At 59.7% G+C, this 14,036-nt stretch carries 15 protein-coding genes; 12 read left to right on the top strand and 3 right to left on the bottom strand.

Annotation, left to right across the window (positions count from 1 at the left end; translation table 11 throughout):
• Window positions 1-2 precede the first annotated feature (2 nt).
• The 3 genes from otnI to BVU99_RS20780 all read left to right on the top strand — a co-directional run bounded on the left by otnI (window position 3) and on the right by BVU99_RS20780 (window position 2,850).
• Window positions 3-779 (top strand): 2-oxo-tetronate isomerase, encoded by a 777-nt coding sequence (gene otnI / locus BVU99_RS20770; RefSeq protein WP_025302094.1) that lies wholly within the window; start codon window positions 3-5, stop codon window positions 777-779.
• Between the two features lie 106 nt (window positions 780-885).
• The gene (locus BVU99_RS20775) at window positions 886-2,256 is read left to right on the top strand and encodes a GntP family transporter (RefSeq protein ID WP_048795956.1); all 1,371 of its coding nucleotides are present in this window, start codon (window positions 886-888) and stop codon (window positions 2,254-2,256) included.
• Window positions 2,257-2,319: 63 nt separating this feature from the next.
• Window positions 2,320-2,850 (top strand): GNAT family N-acetyltransferase, encoded by a 531-nt coding sequence (locus BVU99_RS20780; RefSeq protein WP_025302092.1) that lies wholly within the window; start codon window positions 2,320-2,322, stop codon window positions 2,848-2,850.
• Between the two features lie 4 nt (window positions 2,851-2,854).
• Here BVU99_RS20780 and BVU99_RS20785 read toward each other — a convergent pair whose 3' ends face one another.
• Window positions 2,855-3,727, bottom strand: coding sequence for a LysR family transcriptional regulator (locus BVU99_RS20785; protein ID WP_099816772.1), 873 nt, complete (start codon window positions 3,725-3,727; stop codon window positions 2,855-2,857).
• Window positions 3,728-3,818: 91 nt separating this feature from the next.
• Here BVU99_RS20785 and BVU99_RS20790 point away from each other — a divergent pair, with 91 nt between their 5' ends.
• Window positions 3,819-4,802, top strand: coding sequence for a nitrilase family protein (locus BVU99_RS20790; protein ID WP_025302090.1), 984 nt, complete (start codon window positions 3,819-3,821; stop codon window positions 4,800-4,802).
• 86 nt (window positions 4,803-4,888) lie between these two features.
• Here the strand turns inward: BVU99_RS20790 and ompX are convergent, their stop codons facing one another.
• Window positions 4,889-5,407, bottom strand: coding sequence for an outer membrane protein OmpX (gene ompX / locus BVU99_RS20795; RefSeq protein WP_019454480.1), 519 nt, complete (start codon window positions 5,405-5,407; stop codon window positions 4,889-4,891).
• A 400-nt stretch (window positions 5,408-5,807) separates the two neighbouring features.
• Here ompX and rhtA point away from each other — a divergent pair, with 400 nt between their 5' ends.
• Window positions 5,808-6,695, top strand: a complete 888-nt coding sequence (gene rhtA, locus BVU99_RS20800; RefSeq protein ID WP_099816771.1) for a threonine/homoserine exporter RhtA — start codon at window positions 5,808-5,810, stop codon at window positions 6,693-6,695.
• Window positions 6,696-6,827: 132 nt separating this feature from the next.
• Complete coding sequence (gene nanQ / locus BVU99_RS20805) at window positions 6,828-7,295, top strand: N-acetylneuraminate anomerase (protein ID WP_099816770.1); 468 nt, start codon at window positions 6,828-6,830, stop codon at window positions 7,293-7,295.
• Here the strand turns inward: nanQ and BVU99_RS20810 are convergent.
• Complete coding sequence (locus BVU99_RS20810) at window positions 7,277-7,828, bottom strand: shikimate kinase (protein ID WP_025302087.1); 552 nt, start codon at window positions 7,826-7,828, stop codon at window positions 7,277-7,279. The two genes, nanQ and BVU99_RS20810, sit on opposite strands and share 19 nt — an antisense overlap.
• 356 nt (window positions 7,829-8,184) lie before the next feature.
• Between BVU99_RS20810 and dps the strand changes: the two genes are divergently transcribed.
• From dps to ybiO, 6 genes are all read left to right on the top strand, one after another.
• Window positions 8,185-8,688 carry a DNA starvation/stationary phase protection protein Dps gene (dps, locus tag BVU99_RS20815; RefSeq protein ID WP_025302086.1) on the top strand — a complete coding sequence of 168 codons (504 nt, stop codon included), beginning with the start codon at window positions 8,185-8,187 and terminating at the stop codon, window positions 8,686-8,688.
• Window positions 8,689-8,830: 142 nt separating this feature from the next.
• On the top strand, window positions 8,831-9,097 hold the full coding sequence (locus BVU99_RS20820) for a DksA/TraR family C4-type zinc finger protein (protein WP_049208895.1): 267 nt from the start codon (window positions 8,831-8,833) through the stop codon (window positions 9,095-9,097).
• Window positions 9,098-9,436: 339 nt separating this feature from the next.
• Window positions 9,437-10,180, top strand: a complete 744-nt coding sequence (gene glnH / locus BVU99_RS20825; protein WP_004939223.1) for a glutamine ABC transporter substrate-binding protein GlnH — start codon at window positions 9,437-9,439, stop codon at window positions 10,178-10,180.
• A gap of 103 nt (window positions 10,181-10,283) precedes the next feature.
• Window positions 10,284-10,943 (top strand): glutamine ABC transporter permease GlnP, encoded by a 660-nt coding sequence (glnP, locus tag BVU99_RS20830; RefSeq protein WP_019454487.1) that lies wholly within the window; start codon window positions 10,284-10,286, stop codon window positions 10,941-10,943.
• Window positions 10,940-11,662, top strand: a complete 723-nt coding sequence (gene glnQ / locus BVU99_RS20835; RefSeq protein WP_004939230.1) for a glutamine ABC transporter ATP-binding protein GlnQ — start codon at window positions 10,940-10,942, stop codon at window positions 11,660-11,662. The genes glnP and glnQ overlap by 4 nt, the downstream gene beginning before the upstream one ends.
• Window positions 11,663-11,815: 153 nt before the next feature.
• Window positions 11,816-14,035, top strand: a complete 2,220-nt coding sequence (ybiO, locus tag BVU99_RS20840; RefSeq protein WP_099816769.1) for a mechanosensitive channel protein — start codon at window positions 11,816-11,818, stop codon at window positions 14,033-14,035.
• Window position 14,036: the final 1 nt, after the last annotated feature.

The following is a 14,036-nucleotide window of genomic DNA, read 5'->3' on the forward strand; positions in this document are numbered from 1 at the left end:
CCATGCCTAAATTTGCCGCCAATTTGTCGATGATGTTTACCGAGGTGCCATTCCTCGATCGCTTCGCCGCCGCTGCCGCACAGGGCTTCAACGCGGTGGAATTCCTGTTCCCTTACGAGCATCCCGCGGAGCTGTTGGCCGAGAAGCTGCGCGAACACGGCCTGCAACAAGTGCTGTTCAACACCGCGCCCGGTGATGCCGCCACCGGTGAGTGGGGGCTGGCGGCGCTGCCGGGCCGCGAGCGGGATGCGCGCGCCGATATCGATCGCGCGCTGGCCTACGCCATCGCTCTTTCCTGCCCCTGCGTGCACCTGATGGCCGGCGTAGTGCCCGCGGGCGCTGATCGACAGCGTTATCTCGACACCTTTATCGCCAATGCGCGCTATGCCGCCGACGCCTTCGCCCCGCACGGCGTCAAGGTGCTGATCGAAGCGCTCAGCCCGCCGGTCAAGCCCGACTACCTGTTTGCCAGTCAACATCAGGCGGCGGAAGCGGTGGCGGCGATCGAAAGACCGAACGTGTTCATTCAGTTCGACTTTTTCCACGCGCAGTTGGTGGACGGCAATATCAGCGGGCTGCTGGAGACGCTGGCCGGGCGCTACGCGCATATCCAGATAGCCTCGGTGCCGGATCGCCATGAGCCTGACGAGGGCGAACTGAATTACCCGTGGCTGTTCGACAAGCTGGATGCGCTCGGCTATCAGGGCTGGATCGGTTGCGAATACCGCCCGCGCGGCGACACCGCCGCCGGGCTCGGCTGGCTGAAGCCTTACCGCTAAAGCCGCACGCCGACACCAGGAAATCGATTTTATAACAATGAAACGCACCCGTATCGCCACGCGGCGATCGCGGTGCCCAACGCTTACCCAACGAAAGGCTTTTTTCATGTCTACCTCTCTGCTGTTGCTGATTGCCGTACTCGGCGTGGTGCTGCTGTTATTGATGGTGATTAAGGCGAAGGTGCAGCCCTTTGTCGCGCTGTTGGTGGTCAGTCTGCTGGTGGCGTTGGCCAGCGGCATTCCGACCGGTGAAGTGATGAAAGTAATGACCGCCGGGATGGGCGGCGTGCTCGGCTCGGTGACCATCATCATCGGTCTGGGGGCGATGCTCGGGCGCATGATCGAACACTCAGGCGGCGCCGAGTCGCTGGCGCAGCGCTTCAGCCAGGGGCTGGGGCCGAAACATACCGTCGCCGCGCTGACCCTCGCTGCATTTATCCTCGGCATTCCGGTGTTCTTCGACGTCGGCTTTATCATTCTGGCGCCGATTATTTACGGCTTCGCCAAGGTCGCCAAAGTGTCACCGCTGAAGTTCGGCCTGCCGATGGCCGGCGTGATGTTGACGGTACACGTCGCGCTACCGCCACACCCCGGCCCGGTCGCCGCCGCCGGCTTGCTCAACGCCGACATCGGTTGGCTGACCATCATCGGCCTCGCGATCTGTATCCCGGTCGGCGTGATCGGCTATTTCGCCGCCAACTACCTCAACCGCAAAACCTATCCATTATCGATAGAGGTGCTGGAACAGCTGCAGCTGGCTGCGCCGGAGCCGCGTCCGGAAGGGCAAGCGCCCCTCAGCGATCGCATCAACCCGCCTGGCGCCGGCCTGGTGGCGGCGCTGATCGTCATCCCGATCGCCATCATCATGCTCGGCACCGTCTCCGCCACGCTGTTGCCGGCAGGTTCGGCGCTGCGCGATGCGCTGTCTCTGCTGGGCTCGCCGGCGGTGGCGCTGATGATAGCCCTGCTGCTGGCCTTCTATTTCCTGGCGCTGCGCCGCGGCTGGAGCCTGCAACACGCCAGCGACGTGATGGGCGCCGCGCTGCCAACCGCCGCGGTGGTGATCCTGGTGACTGGCGCGGGCGGCGTGTTCGGCAAGGTGCTGGTGGAATCCGGCGTCGGCAAGGCGCTGGCCGAAGTACTGACGGCCATCGGCCTGCCGCTGGTACCCGCCGCCTTTATCATTTCGCTGGCGCTGCGCGCTTCACAGGGTTCCGCCACCGTGGCGATCCTGACCACCGGTGGCCTGTTGTCGGAAGCGGTCAGCGGGCTGAATCAGCTGCAGCTGGTGCTGGTGACGTTGGCGACCTGTTTTGGCGGGCTGGGGCTTTCCCACGTCAACGACTCCGGTTTTTGGATCGTCACGCGCTATTTGGGGCTGTCGGTGGCCGATGGCCTGAAGACCTGGACGGTGCTGACCACCCTGCTCGGTCTGAGCGGCTTTCTGTTCACCTGGCTATTGTGGCTGGCGGTGTGATTTCTCTGGCATACTGAACGCCGTTGTTTTTCATCGCCTTTCACCCTGTGCAGGAGCAGCAACATGACCGTAATCAACACCGCGCCAACGCTTGTCACCGAACGCCTGCGGCTGGACGCACACACGCTGGACGACTTCGACTCGCTGGCCGCTCTGTGGGCCGATCCGCTGGTGGTACGCTATATCGGCGGCACCCCGCGCGACCGAGAAGACTCCTGGGGGCGCCTGATGCGCTACGTCGGCCACTGGGCGCTGTTGGGGTACGGGTATTGGGCGGTGCGTGACAAACAGAGCGGCGAGTATCTCGGCAGCATCGGCTTCTCCGACTTCCTGCGCGACATCACCCCAGCGCTCGATGCGCCGGAGATGGGCTGGACGCTGGTGAGTTCGGCGCACGGCAAAGGCTATGCCACCGAGGCGCTGCGGGCGGCGCTGGCCTGGGGGAAAACGCACCTGCCGGGGGAAAAAACCGTCTGCATCATCTCGCCTGAAAACCAGGCTTCGCTGGCGTTGGCGAAAAAGGTCGGCTTCAGCGAAAGCCACCGCAGCGAGTATCACCAGAGCCCGATCGTGGTGATGCATTGCCCGCTTTGAATGCCTAAGCGCGTTGCACCGCCAACGCCGTCTGAATGAAGTTGTCCCGCAGCGCGTCGGTGCGCTGCGGATCCCAGGCGATACCGACCTGCCACTCCGTCTCCTCGCCGCTCAGCGGTAAAATGTCGATGCCGGCCGGCGCGATATGCGTGATGCTGTGCGGCAGCAGCGCGACACCGACGCCGGCGGCGACCAGCGCCAACAACGTTTGGATATCACCGGCCTGCTGCACCACGTTCGGCGTCAACCGGTGAGCGGCGATAAACCGCAGCGACTGATCGCTCAGCCCGCGCCCGCGTTTCGGCGTCAACTGCAACAGCGGCAGCAGATTGAAACGCGCCATCAGGTCGTCGGCACGTAGCGCCAGCGCACCCGGCGCAGCCAGCACCAACCGATCGCTCAACAACGCGACGCCGCACAGCGGCGTATTGACCGGCAAGCGCACGAACCCCGCCTGCAACTCTCCCTGCAGCAACAGCTGATACTGGCGTTCGGACGGCAAGTCTTCCAGGCCGATCGCTACCTCGGGGAACCGTTGGCGAAAGGCGGCCACCAGCTGCGGTGCCAGATGAAAACTGGAAAGGCCAAATCCCAGCGACAGCCGCCCCGCTTCCCCGAGCGCCACCCGCCGAGCGCGCTGCTGAAACTGCTGGTACTGCGCCACCAGCACCTGCGCCTCCGGGTAGAGCCGCTGCCCGCTGGCGGTGAGCACCGCCCCCTGTCGGCCACGCTCGAACAATCGAACGCCGAGCTGGGTTTCCAGCGCCTGAATTTGCTTGCTCAGCGCCGGTTGGCTGATGCATAGCCGGCTCGCCGCCTGACGATAGTTGCCCTGCTCGGCCAGCGCCACCAGGGCGCGCAGTTGTTTTATATCCATTCCATTAAGTTATCGAATAGGGAATTTAATTGATTATACAGTAATCAATTCGCCTGATGTAATCAACGCAGACCCTAACCGGAGAGACACCATGACCATCTCATTACGCGCCGCCACGGTGCAATTCCAGCATCGCGCCAACGATAAAAATTACAACCTGTCGACCATGGAGCGCTTTATCGCTCAGGCGGCCGAGCAGCAGGTACAGCTGCTGGCCTTCCCGGAAATGTGCGTCACCGGCTATTGGCACGTGCGCCATCTGTCCGACGCCGAAGTGCGGGCGCTGGCGGAGCCGATCGTGAGCAGCCCCTCGCTGGCGCGCATTCGCCCGCTGGCTGAGCGTTACAACATGGCGATTGGCGTCGGGCTGATCGAGCTGGGCGATGATGGCCGGTGTTACAACGCCTATGCCGTTTGTCTGCCGGACGGCGAACTGCATGTGCACCGCAAACTGCACGCCTTCGAGCACCCGGCTATCGCCAGCGGCGACCGCTATACGGTGTTCGATACCCCCTGGGGCGTACGCGTGGGCGTATTGATCTGCTGGGACAACAATCTGGTGGAGAATGTGCGCGCAACGGCGCTGCTGGGCGCGGACGTGCTGATCGCCCCGCACCAGACCGGCGGCACCCATTCGCGCAGCCCGCACGGCATGAAGCCGATCCCGCAGGCGCTGTGGCAGCGGCGGGTGGAAGATCCGCAGGCGATAGAAGCCGCCTTTCGCGGCGAACACGGCCGCGGCTGGCTGATGCGCTGGCTGCCGTCGCGCGCTCACGACAACGGGCTGTTCTTGCTGTTCAGCAACGGCGTGGGCCGAGATGACGATGAAATACGCACCGGCAACGCGATGATCCTCGATCCTTACGGCCGCATCGTAGCGGAGACCTGGGCGGCGGAAGACCGGCTGGTCAGCGCCGATCTCGATCTGACGCTGATCCCGCTCAGCACCGGCCGCCGCTGGATTTACGGACGCCGCCCCGAGCTGTACGGGTTGTTGACCGAACCGCAAGGCTATGAACGCGATGCCCGCAGCGCGCGCTTTTCGACACAGCCGACGGGGCGCGGCAGCCGATAACAGATAAAAAAAATCCGCCCGGAGGCGGATTTTTTATCGGTGCGACAAAAGCTGTCGCAGGTTCATGCCCTCAGGCACGAACACACTTAGAAGCGGTAGCCTACGCCAACGTTCCAGGTGCCAACGTCAACGCTACGAATGCGGTTCTGCTCGTAACCGACATCCAGGGCAACGTTCTCGATTGGGTTGAACTGCAGACCGGCACCGTAGGTGAAGCCGTAGTCAGCGGTATCGTGACGAGAAGTACCGTTCTGAGCGTTGGTAGTGAATTTACCGTAACCCAGACCAACCAGACCGTAGATGCTCGCCCAGTCATTGATGCGGTATGCTGGACCGGCAGAGATAGAGTTGTACTGAGCTTTGTTGTAGAAACCGTCCTGAGAACCGTCCTTTTCCAGGTGGGTAAAGGAACCGATTACGCCCAGTGGGTTGTTGTCGAACTCGTAACGGTATTTCAGGTTGAAACCGTCGGCTTTGTTAGCAACGCCTTGGAAATCACCCTGCGCATAGCCAGCGGATACGGTGCTCTGACCAGCGAATGCGGTACCTGCGCTAACTGCTAATACGCAAGCTGCTACTGCGGAAAGACATGCAATTTTTTTCATAACCACCTCAAACGCGTTTTATTATTAAGTACATCCATTTGTTCATGCTTTGAAAATATAACAAAAATTAGCGTGAAACTCTGCCTTGAAATGAGTGTCTAATGCTTTATATCGTGTAACAGAAGATTTCAAGAACAGTGTATCTGCTTCTTTTCGCTCTATTTTCGGCCATATTCTACGGCTTTCTGTGACAAAAATCACCAATTTAATATCCAGATAATTCTTAAGAAAAAGCGCACTTTTTGACCAAATTCACCTTATCTCATCCGAGGATCGGCGGATTTCACCGCGATACGCGCTTTTCTCAGACAGATTTTCGCCATTTCATTTACACTGCTCGCATCCCCGTTTCGACCGTTTTCTCAAGGCTGAGGAACGGCGCAAAAAAGGCCCGTTAAGGATGTCGTTATCTACTTCCGGCAGAGCGCCCTCCGCGCTGCTGCCTATCTGTCTGTTAATCATCGCCATGGTGTCTATCCAGAGCGGTGCCTCGTTGGCCAAAAGCCTGTTCCCGATCGTGGGTGCGGAAGGCATTACGACGCTGCGTCTTTTCATCGGCACCCTGATTCTGTTCATTATCTTCCGCCCATGGCGTATGCGCATCGCCGCCTGCAGCCGCTTGCCGCTGCTGATTTACGGCCTGTCGCTCGGCGCGATGAACTACCTGTTCTACCTGTCGCTGCGCACCGTGCCGCTCGGCATCGCCGTGGCGCTGGAGTTTACCGGCCCGCTGGCGGTGGCCATGTTCTCCTCGCGGCGGCCGATTGACTTCCTCTGGGTGGCATTGGCGATCGCCGGGCTATGGTTCCTGCTGCCGCTCGGCCACGGCGTGGGCGGGATCGATCCTTTCGGTGCCGCCTGCGCGCTCGGCGCCGGCGCCTGCTGGGCGGTCTATATCATCTTCGGCCAGAAGGCCGGTGGCGATCACGGCCCCGGCACGGTGGCGCTCGGCTCGCTGATCGCCGCGTTGGTGTTCTGCCCGATCGGCGCCTGGCAAACCGGCAGCGTGCTGTTCAACGTTGAGATTCTGCCGATAGCCCTGGCGGTAGCCATCCTCTCCACCGCGCTGCCTTATTCGCTGGAGATCATCGCGCTGCCCAAAATTCCGGCGCGCACCTTCGGCACCTTGATGAGCCTGGAACCGGCGATGGCGGCGTTATCCGGCATGCTGTTCCTCGGCGAACACCTGAGCGGCGTGCAATGGCTGGCGCTGGCGGCGATCATCGCCGCCTCCATGGGCTCCGCCCTCACCATTCGCCCCAAACCTCGCCTCGAAAGCCTTTCCTGATCGCCCGACCCGCCTGCAGACCGCAACGTCGGAATGCAGGCGGGTTAACTGTTTTCCTCGTGACAAGTCGGCATACTTCCCCTTAGCCTGTATCGCAGGCTCTTTGGACTTTCGCTCACATGGAGAATAACAGTGATTCACAACAGCCTGTTCAACCCACGCTTCGGCCGCGGACTCGCGCCGGCGCTGGTTTCAACCCTGACCGAGTTGCGCCGATGCGACCTGCCCGAACTGGCGCTGGGGCATCACCCGATCGACGGCGACAACATCTTTATGGACGTGATGACGCTGACCACCGCGCCGGCGGCGGAAAAGCGCGCCGAAATGCATCAGGAATACATCGCGCTGCATCTGCTGATCACCGGTGAAGAACGAATCGAATACGGCCTGGCGGGCAACGGGCATCGTGAATACCCCCACGCGGAAAATAGCGATCTGCTGCTGCTGGACATCAAACGCCACCCGCAAACGCTGCACATGACGCACGGTATGTTCGCGATCTTTTTCCAGATGGAACCGCACAAGACCGGCTGCCTATGGCAGCGCCCGCAGCACATTAAGAAAGCGGTGGTGAGGATCCATCACCGCCTGCTGCTGTGACCCTGCGGCAGCGCCCGTAGAAAATCGGCGGCCTGGCGGGGAGAGCGCAAGCGCTTGAAATGGCGCCCTACATCGGTACGGGCCATCTCCGCCAGGTATTTTCGCCGGTTCTTCGAGTAAGTGCGGATCGTCCAGAGCACGATCGACTCACGGCTGAAGAAAGAACGGCGGAAACTTTCACGATTGCCGGTGCCCGGCCACAGCTCACGTTTGCTGGCCGCGCGTCGGCACGCCCGGCGCACGGCCTGCCACAGCGTGCGGCAGAAGCCGTAGTCCAACCACAGGATATAATCGACTTCGCGCCACTTAATCGGTTGCGTGCGGCTGTAGTTGCCGTCCAGCACCCAGCCTCCTCCCGCTTCGGCCAGCGTCTGCTCTAACCGCGCCAGGAACGCGTCATCGGGCGTACCCTGCCACTCGGGCCGCCAATACAGGCTGTCCATCTCGATATAGGGAACGTCAAGCCGTTCCGCCAATTGACGCGCCAGGGTGCTTTTACCGCTGCCGCTGGTGCCGACGACGTTAATTTTCATCACTCGCCAATAAAAACTGGGATAATTCCCTTACTTTAACCGCATCAATTACGGCTATCAATCTGAATAGGCTTACAATTAACAGCACGATAACAATATGGATATTTAGTCGAATCAGCCTATCCGCAGAAAATAAGATAACAGGGATAAATCGTCACTAACCAAAACAATAACAAAAAAATAAAAATAGCAATTAAATTCATTGCATTACATAGAAACACAAACCAAATTAAAATATTGACATTAGACCAAGCCTATTTGTGCAATAGCCATTTTCGTACGGCAAAAATAAATACCCCTGCTATAATTGATCCCGTAACGAAATAGGACAACGACTAATCAAGAGGATATCTGATATGAGTACCGCTAAACTGGTGAAAACGAAATCTTCTGATCTGCTGTATACCCGTAACGATCTGGACGAAAAAGTCAAACTGGCCGCCATCAAGGCGCTGAACCATCAGGTCGTGCAATTTATCGATCTTTCGTTGATCACCAAACAGGCGCACTGGAACATGCGCGGCGCGAACTTCATCGCGGTTCATGAAATGCTGGACGGCTTCCGTACCGCCATCATCGAGCATCAGGACACCTTCGCCGAGCGCGTAGTGCAACTGGGCGGCGTGGCGCTGGGCACCGTACAGGTCGTTAACGATCAGACGCCGCTGAAAAGCTATCCGACCAATATCCACAGCGTGCAAGAACACCTGAAAGCGCTGGCCGATCGCTACGGCGCGGTGGCGAATGACATCCGTAAGGCCATTACTGAAGTGGAAGATGAAGACACCGCCGACATGTTCACCGCCGCATCGCGCGATCTGGACAAGTTCCTGTGGTTCATCGAATCTAATATCGAATAACGCCGCAACGCGTTGCAGACCGCCCGTCGTGCCGGGCAGAACAGGCTGGGCTTCGCCCGGCCTGTTTTCTTTTGCGCGGTCGTTGAATTGTGCAAAAAACGGCCCATATTAAACCGTAGGGTTCCCTTGTTAGGAGGTGATGATGGCCAGCGGCTGGGCGGCAGACGGCGCCGTACAAGATCAGATTGACTCCACCGTCGACGATGCGGTGCAGCGTGCGCGTGATGCGCTCGGGCATGGCGAGAGCGAACGCTATTGCCAGGAATGCGGAGAACCGATCCCCGAGGCGCGCCGCAAGGCGTTAACAGGCGTGCGTTTTTGTCTCGCCTGCCAGGCAGAACAAGACAAAAAACACGCGGCCAATAGCCTGTACAACCGGCGCGGCAGCAAAGACAGCCAGTTGCGTTAGCATTATCTGCTCCCCTTTTTCTCCTCTCGCGGCCCCCGCTTGCACCGTCGGTGCATCATGAAAGTTAGAGTTAGTTATCAATATTGAAGCAAAAACGTTAAAGAACGGTTGTTTCACAGCCAAAATTTGGTTAATGATAGCCCCGTGCACCAAGATAATTCTTACGCACCATTTCGGTGCCTCATTGTGGTGCACAACCATAACAATTCGCCTTTTCGGCACAACATCACGAAGTAACTCTTTGTTTTTATAGTAGTTGAAAACATGGCACGATTTTTTCATGGCACCAACTGCAATATAAAAAATGGGTAATCCGCAACCTGTACAGGAATTCCTCTCATGAAGTCGATTTTTAAAGTCTCCCTGGCCGCACTCTCTCTGGCCTTTGCCGTAAGTTCCCACGCAGCAGACAAACTGGTGGTTGCCACCGACACCGCTTTCGTTCCTTTTGAGTTCAAACAAGGCGACAAATACGTCGGCTTCGACATCGATCTGTGGGCGGCTGTCGCCAAAGAACTGAAGCTGGACTACACCCTGAAACCGATGGACTTCGGCGGCATCATTCCGGCGCTGCAGACCAAAAACGTCGATCTGGCGCTGGCCGGCATCACCATCACCGATGAGCGCAAGAAAGCTATCGACTTCTCCGACGGCTACTACAAGAGCGGCCTGCTGGTAATGGTCAACGCCGACAACAACAGCGTGAAAAGCATCGACGATCTAAATGGTAAAGTGGTGGCGGTGAAGAGCGGCACCGGTTCGGTGGATTACGCCAAGCAGCACATCAAAACCAAGGATCTGCGTCAGTTCCCTAACATCGACAACGCCTACATGGAGCTGGGCACCAAGCGCGCCGATGCGGTGCTGCACGACACGCCAAACATCCTATACTTCATCAAGACGGCCGGCGCCGGCAAGTTCAAAACCGTCGGCGATTCGCTGGAAGCGCAGCAGTATGGCATCGCCTTCCCTAAAGGCAGCGACGAGCTGCGCGAGAAGGTGAACGGCGCGCTGAAAACCCTGCGCGAGAACGGCACCTATAACGAAATCTACAAGAAGTGGTTCGGTACCGAACCTAAGTAAGCTGTGAATTTGGCAAGCTATTAACTTAAGCACAGGGGGTCGCTTAACCCCCTGCGCTTCGTTGTATCTGATACCCACGTTTGGGATCACCGGGAGAAATATCATGCAGTTCGACTGGAGCGCCATCTGGCCCGCCATTCCTATCTTGTTAGAGGGCGCCAAAATGACCCTGTGGATTTCGGTCCTCGGTCTGATTGGCGGCCTGATCATCGGCCTCGTCGCCGGCTTTGCCCGCACCTACGGCGGATGGATCGCCAACCACATCGCGTTGGTGTTTATCGAAGTGATCCGCGGCACGCCGATCGTGGTGCAGGTGATGTTCATCTACTTCGCCCTGCCGATGGCATTTAGCGACTTGCGTATCGATCCGTTCACCGCGGCAGTGGTGACCATCATGATCAACTCCGGCGCTTACATCGCGGAAATCACCCGCGGCGCGGTGCTGTCGATTCATAACGGTTTCCGCGAAGCCGGCCTGGCGCTCGGCCTGTCGCGCCGCGAAACCATCCGCTACGTCATTATGCCGCTGGCGCTGCGTCGCATGCTGCCGCCGCTGGGCAACCAGTGGATCATCAGCATCAAAGACACCTCGCTGTTCATCGTGATCGGCGTGGCGGAGCTGACCCGTCAGGGTCAGGAAATTATTGCCGGTAACTTCCGCGCGCTGGAAATCTGGAGCGCCGTGGCGGTTATCTACCTGATTATTACCCTGGTGCTGAGCTTCGTGCTGCGTCGTCTGGAAAGAAGGATGAAAATCCTGTGATTGAATTTAAAAACGTCTCCAAGCATTTTGGCCAAACCCAGGTGCTGCACAACATCGATTTGAAGATCGACAAAGGCGAAGTGGTGGTGATCATCGGGCCATCCGGCTCTGGCAAATCCACCCTGCTGCGCTGCATCAACAAGCTGGAAGAGGTGACCAGCGGCGATCTGATCGTCGATGGCCTAAAAGCCAACGATCCGAAAGTGGACGATCGGTTGATCCGCCAGGAAGCCGGCATGGTATTCCAGCAGTTCTACCTATTCCCGCACCTGACGGCGCTGGAAAACGTCGCCTTTGGCCCGATCCGCGTGCGCGGCGCGAAGAAGTCCGATGCGGAAAAGCTGGCGCGCGAGCTGCTGGCTAAGGTCGGTTTGGCGGAGCGCGCCCACCACTACCCGTCCGAACTGTCGGGCGGCCAGCAGCAGCGCGTGGCCATTGCGCGCGCGCTGGCGGTGAAGCCGAAAATGATGCTGTTCGACGAGCCGACCTCTGCGCTCGATCCGGAGCTGCGCCACGAAGTGCTGAAGGTGATGCAGGATCTGGCCGAGGAAGGCATGACGATGGTCATCGTCACCCACGAAGTCGGCTTTGCCGAAAAAGTGGCGTCGCGCCTGATCTTTATCGATAAGGGCCGGATTGCCGAAGACGGCAACCCGCACGACCTGATCAACCATCCGCCAAGCCCGCGTCTGCAGGAGTTCCTGCAGCACGTTTCCTGATCCTGGCGGTTTAACGGCGGGCGCGCCACGCGCCCGCCGCTTTCATTCCGCACGCGTTCCCACGCCCCATCGCGTTTCCTTTCCTACTATATTCATTGTTTTCATCGTATTGCTCTGACATCCGCCGATCACAGAACGCCAAAGAGAGGAACAATGCCGCCAAACGCATACTCCCGACGAGGTTCTCATCTGCGAGAACACCTGCTTTTCCTGCTGCTGTTGCTGACCCTGAGCGTCTTCGCACCACCGGCGCTGGCGCAAAACGCGCCGCCTGCGCCCGCCGACAAGAGCGAGCAGCAGAAAGCCGCCTACGCCGCGCTAGCCGATCTGCTGCAAGACGACCAAGCGCGCGCGGAACTCATCGACCACCTGAAACAGACCGCCGGCGACGCTGCGGCCGCCGCGCCGGCAACGCCGGAGGAATCGACGCCCGCTACGCTGAGCGACAGCCTGAACTCGCTGGCGCAGGAAGGCATCGGCACCTTTAACCAGAAGCTCGGCGCGCTGCAAAAGCTGATCGACTCCGGCCCGAAGCGCGTTTTCAATCCCGCCGGCTTTTTCCGCGCGCTGGGCTACTTTCTGCTGACGGTGGCGGTCACCTTTGCGCTGTTCCACCTGATCCGCCGGCTGATCGCGCCGCTGTACAAGCGCATGGGCAGTTGGGGGCACAACGCCAGACTGCAGCGCGGCCCGTGGTATAAGCGCCCCGCCGCCATTCTCGGCGCTTTCGCCATCGATCTGCTGGTGCTGCTGCTGGCGCTGGCGGCAGGCAACCTGTTTGCCCGCCACGTCCACGCCGACAGCGCCACCATCCTGCGGCTGCAGACCCTGTTTCTCAGCGCCTTCGCGGTAATTGAATTTTTCAAGGCGGTGCTGCGGCTGATTTTCGCCCCCAGCTTCGACTATCTGCGCCCGTTCCCCTTCAGCGATCGGAGCGCGCGCTATTGGAACACCCGCCTCGCCTGGCTCAGCGGCCTGATCGGCTATGGCCTGATGGTGATGGTGCCGGTGGTGGCGGTGCAGATCAGCTATTCGGCCGCCGCCGCCGTCAATCTGGTGGTGATGCTGGCGCTGACGCTGTACGCCATTTGGCTGATCCTGCACAACCGCAAACCGATACAGCAACAGATCAACCTGCTGGCCGAACGGTCGATGGCGTTTTTCAGCGTGATCCTGCGCGGGCTGGGGCATGTCTGGCACCTGCTGGCGATCGCCTATTTTCTGGTGCTGTTCGTGCTGTCCCAGTTCGACATCGGCAACAGCCTGCGCTTTATGATGAGCGCCACGGTAAAAAGCCTGCTGGTGGTCGGCGTCGGCGCTCTGCTGTCCGGCATGCTGACCCGCTGGATTTTCCGCCGCATTTCGCTGCCGACCGACGTCAATCTGCGCTATCCGATGCTCGAGCGGCGCATCAACTCCTACATCCCCAACGGGTTGAAGATACTGCGGGTGATGGTGGTGCTGGCGGTGACACTGTTTCTGCTCGACGCCTGGCACCTGATCAACCTGTACCAGTGGGCGGGCAGCGAAAATGGCCAGCGGACGCTCGGCGGGCTGGTGCATATCCTGCTGATCCTGCTGATCGCCGTCTTCAGTTGGACGCTGATGGCCAGCATCATCGAACACCGCCTGGCGCTGGAACTGAGCAACGGCGTGCGGCCGAGCGCGCGTGAACGCACGTTGCTGACGCTGTTTCGCAACGTGCTGGCTATCGTTATCAGCACCATCACCGTGATGATCGTACTGTCGCAGGTCGGGCTGAACATCGCGCCGCTGCTGGCGGGCGCCGGCGCGCTGGGGCTGGCCATCAGCTTCGGTGCCCAGACGCTGGTGAAAGACGTGATCACCGGCGTGTTCATCCAGTTTGAAAACGGCATGAACACCGGCGAATATGTCACCGTCAGCGGCATCACCGGCACCGTGGAGCGCATGACCATCCGCTCGATCGGCCTGCGCGACGACTACGGCGTCTATCACATCGTGCCGTACTCTTCGATCACCACGCTGGCCAACTATGCGCGTGAGTTCGGGGTGTATCGCGCCAACTACACCGTCAGCCGCGACGAGGACATCGATCGGGTCAATGAGGTGCTGCATCAGGCCATCGAGGCGCTGAAGCAGGATGAACAGGTGAAGCATTTCCTGATTGGCGAGCCGGTCTTCAACGGCGTGGTGGCGCTGGGCGATCGCTCGTTCACCACCCGCGTGACGGTGCGCACGCAGGCGCTGAAACAGTGGGTGGTGCAATACGCCCTCGACCGGCTGGTGAAAATCCATTTCGATCGGGCCGGTATCGGCATGCCGCAACAGGCTATGCAGATCTCCCGCGCGCCGCAGCCGCACGAAGAACAGGCGCCGCCCGCGGCGATCTGAG

This window comes from Serratia sp. OLAL2 (assembly GCF_002752475.1).
Lineage (GTDB): Bacteria > Pseudomonadota > Gammaproteobacteria > Enterobacterales > Enterobacteriaceae > Serratia > Serratia bockelmannii.

Coding starts and splice junctions, on each gene's coding strand:
- otnI (WP_025302094.1), top strand. CDS start 3: ATGCCTAAATTTGCCGCCAATTTGTCGATGATGTTTACCGAGGTGCCA.
- BVU99_RS20775 (WP_048795956.1), top strand. CDS start 886: ATGTCTACCTCTCTGCTGTTGCTGATTGCCGTACTCGGCGTGGTGCTG.
- BVU99_RS20780 (WP_025302092.1), top strand. CDS start 2,320: ATGACCGTAATCAACACCGCGCCAACGCTTGTCACCGAACGCCTGCGG.
- BVU99_RS20785 (WP_099816772.1), bottom strand. CDS start 3,727: ATGGATATAAAACAACTGCGCGCCCTGGTGGCGCTGGCCGAGCAGGGC.
- BVU99_RS20790 (WP_025302090.1), top strand. CDS start 3,819: ATGACCATCTCATTACGCGCCGCCACGGTGCAATTCCAGCATCGCGCC.
- ompX (WP_019454480.1), bottom strand. CDS start 5,407: ATGAAAAAAATTGCATGTCTTTCCGCAGTAGCAGCTTGCGTATTAGCA.
- rhtA (WP_099816771.1), top strand. CDS start 5,808: ATGTCGTTATCTACTTCCGGCAGAGCGCCCTCCGCGCTGCTGCCTATC.
- BVU99_RS20810 (WP_025302087.1), bottom strand. CDS start 7,828: ATGAAAATTAACGTCGTCGGCACCAGCGGCAGCGGTAAAAGCACCCTG.
- dps (WP_025302086.1), top strand. CDS start 8,185: ATGAGTACCGCTAAACTGGTGAAAACGAAATCTTCTGATCTGCTGTAT.
- BVU99_RS20820 (WP_049208895.1), top strand. CDS start 8,831: ATGGCCAGCGGCTGGGCGGCAGACGGCGCCGTACAAGATCAGATTGAC.
- glnH (WP_004939223.1), top strand. CDS start 9,437: ATGAAGTCGATTTTTAAAGTCTCCCTGGCCGCACTCTCTCTGGCCTTT.
- glnP (WP_019454487.1), top strand. CDS start 10,284: ATGCAGTTCGACTGGAGCGCCATCTGGCCCGCCATTCCTATCTTGTTA.
- ybiO (WP_099816769.1), top strand. CDS start 11,816: ATGCCGCCAAACGCATACTCCCGACGAGGTTCTCATCTGCGAGAACAC.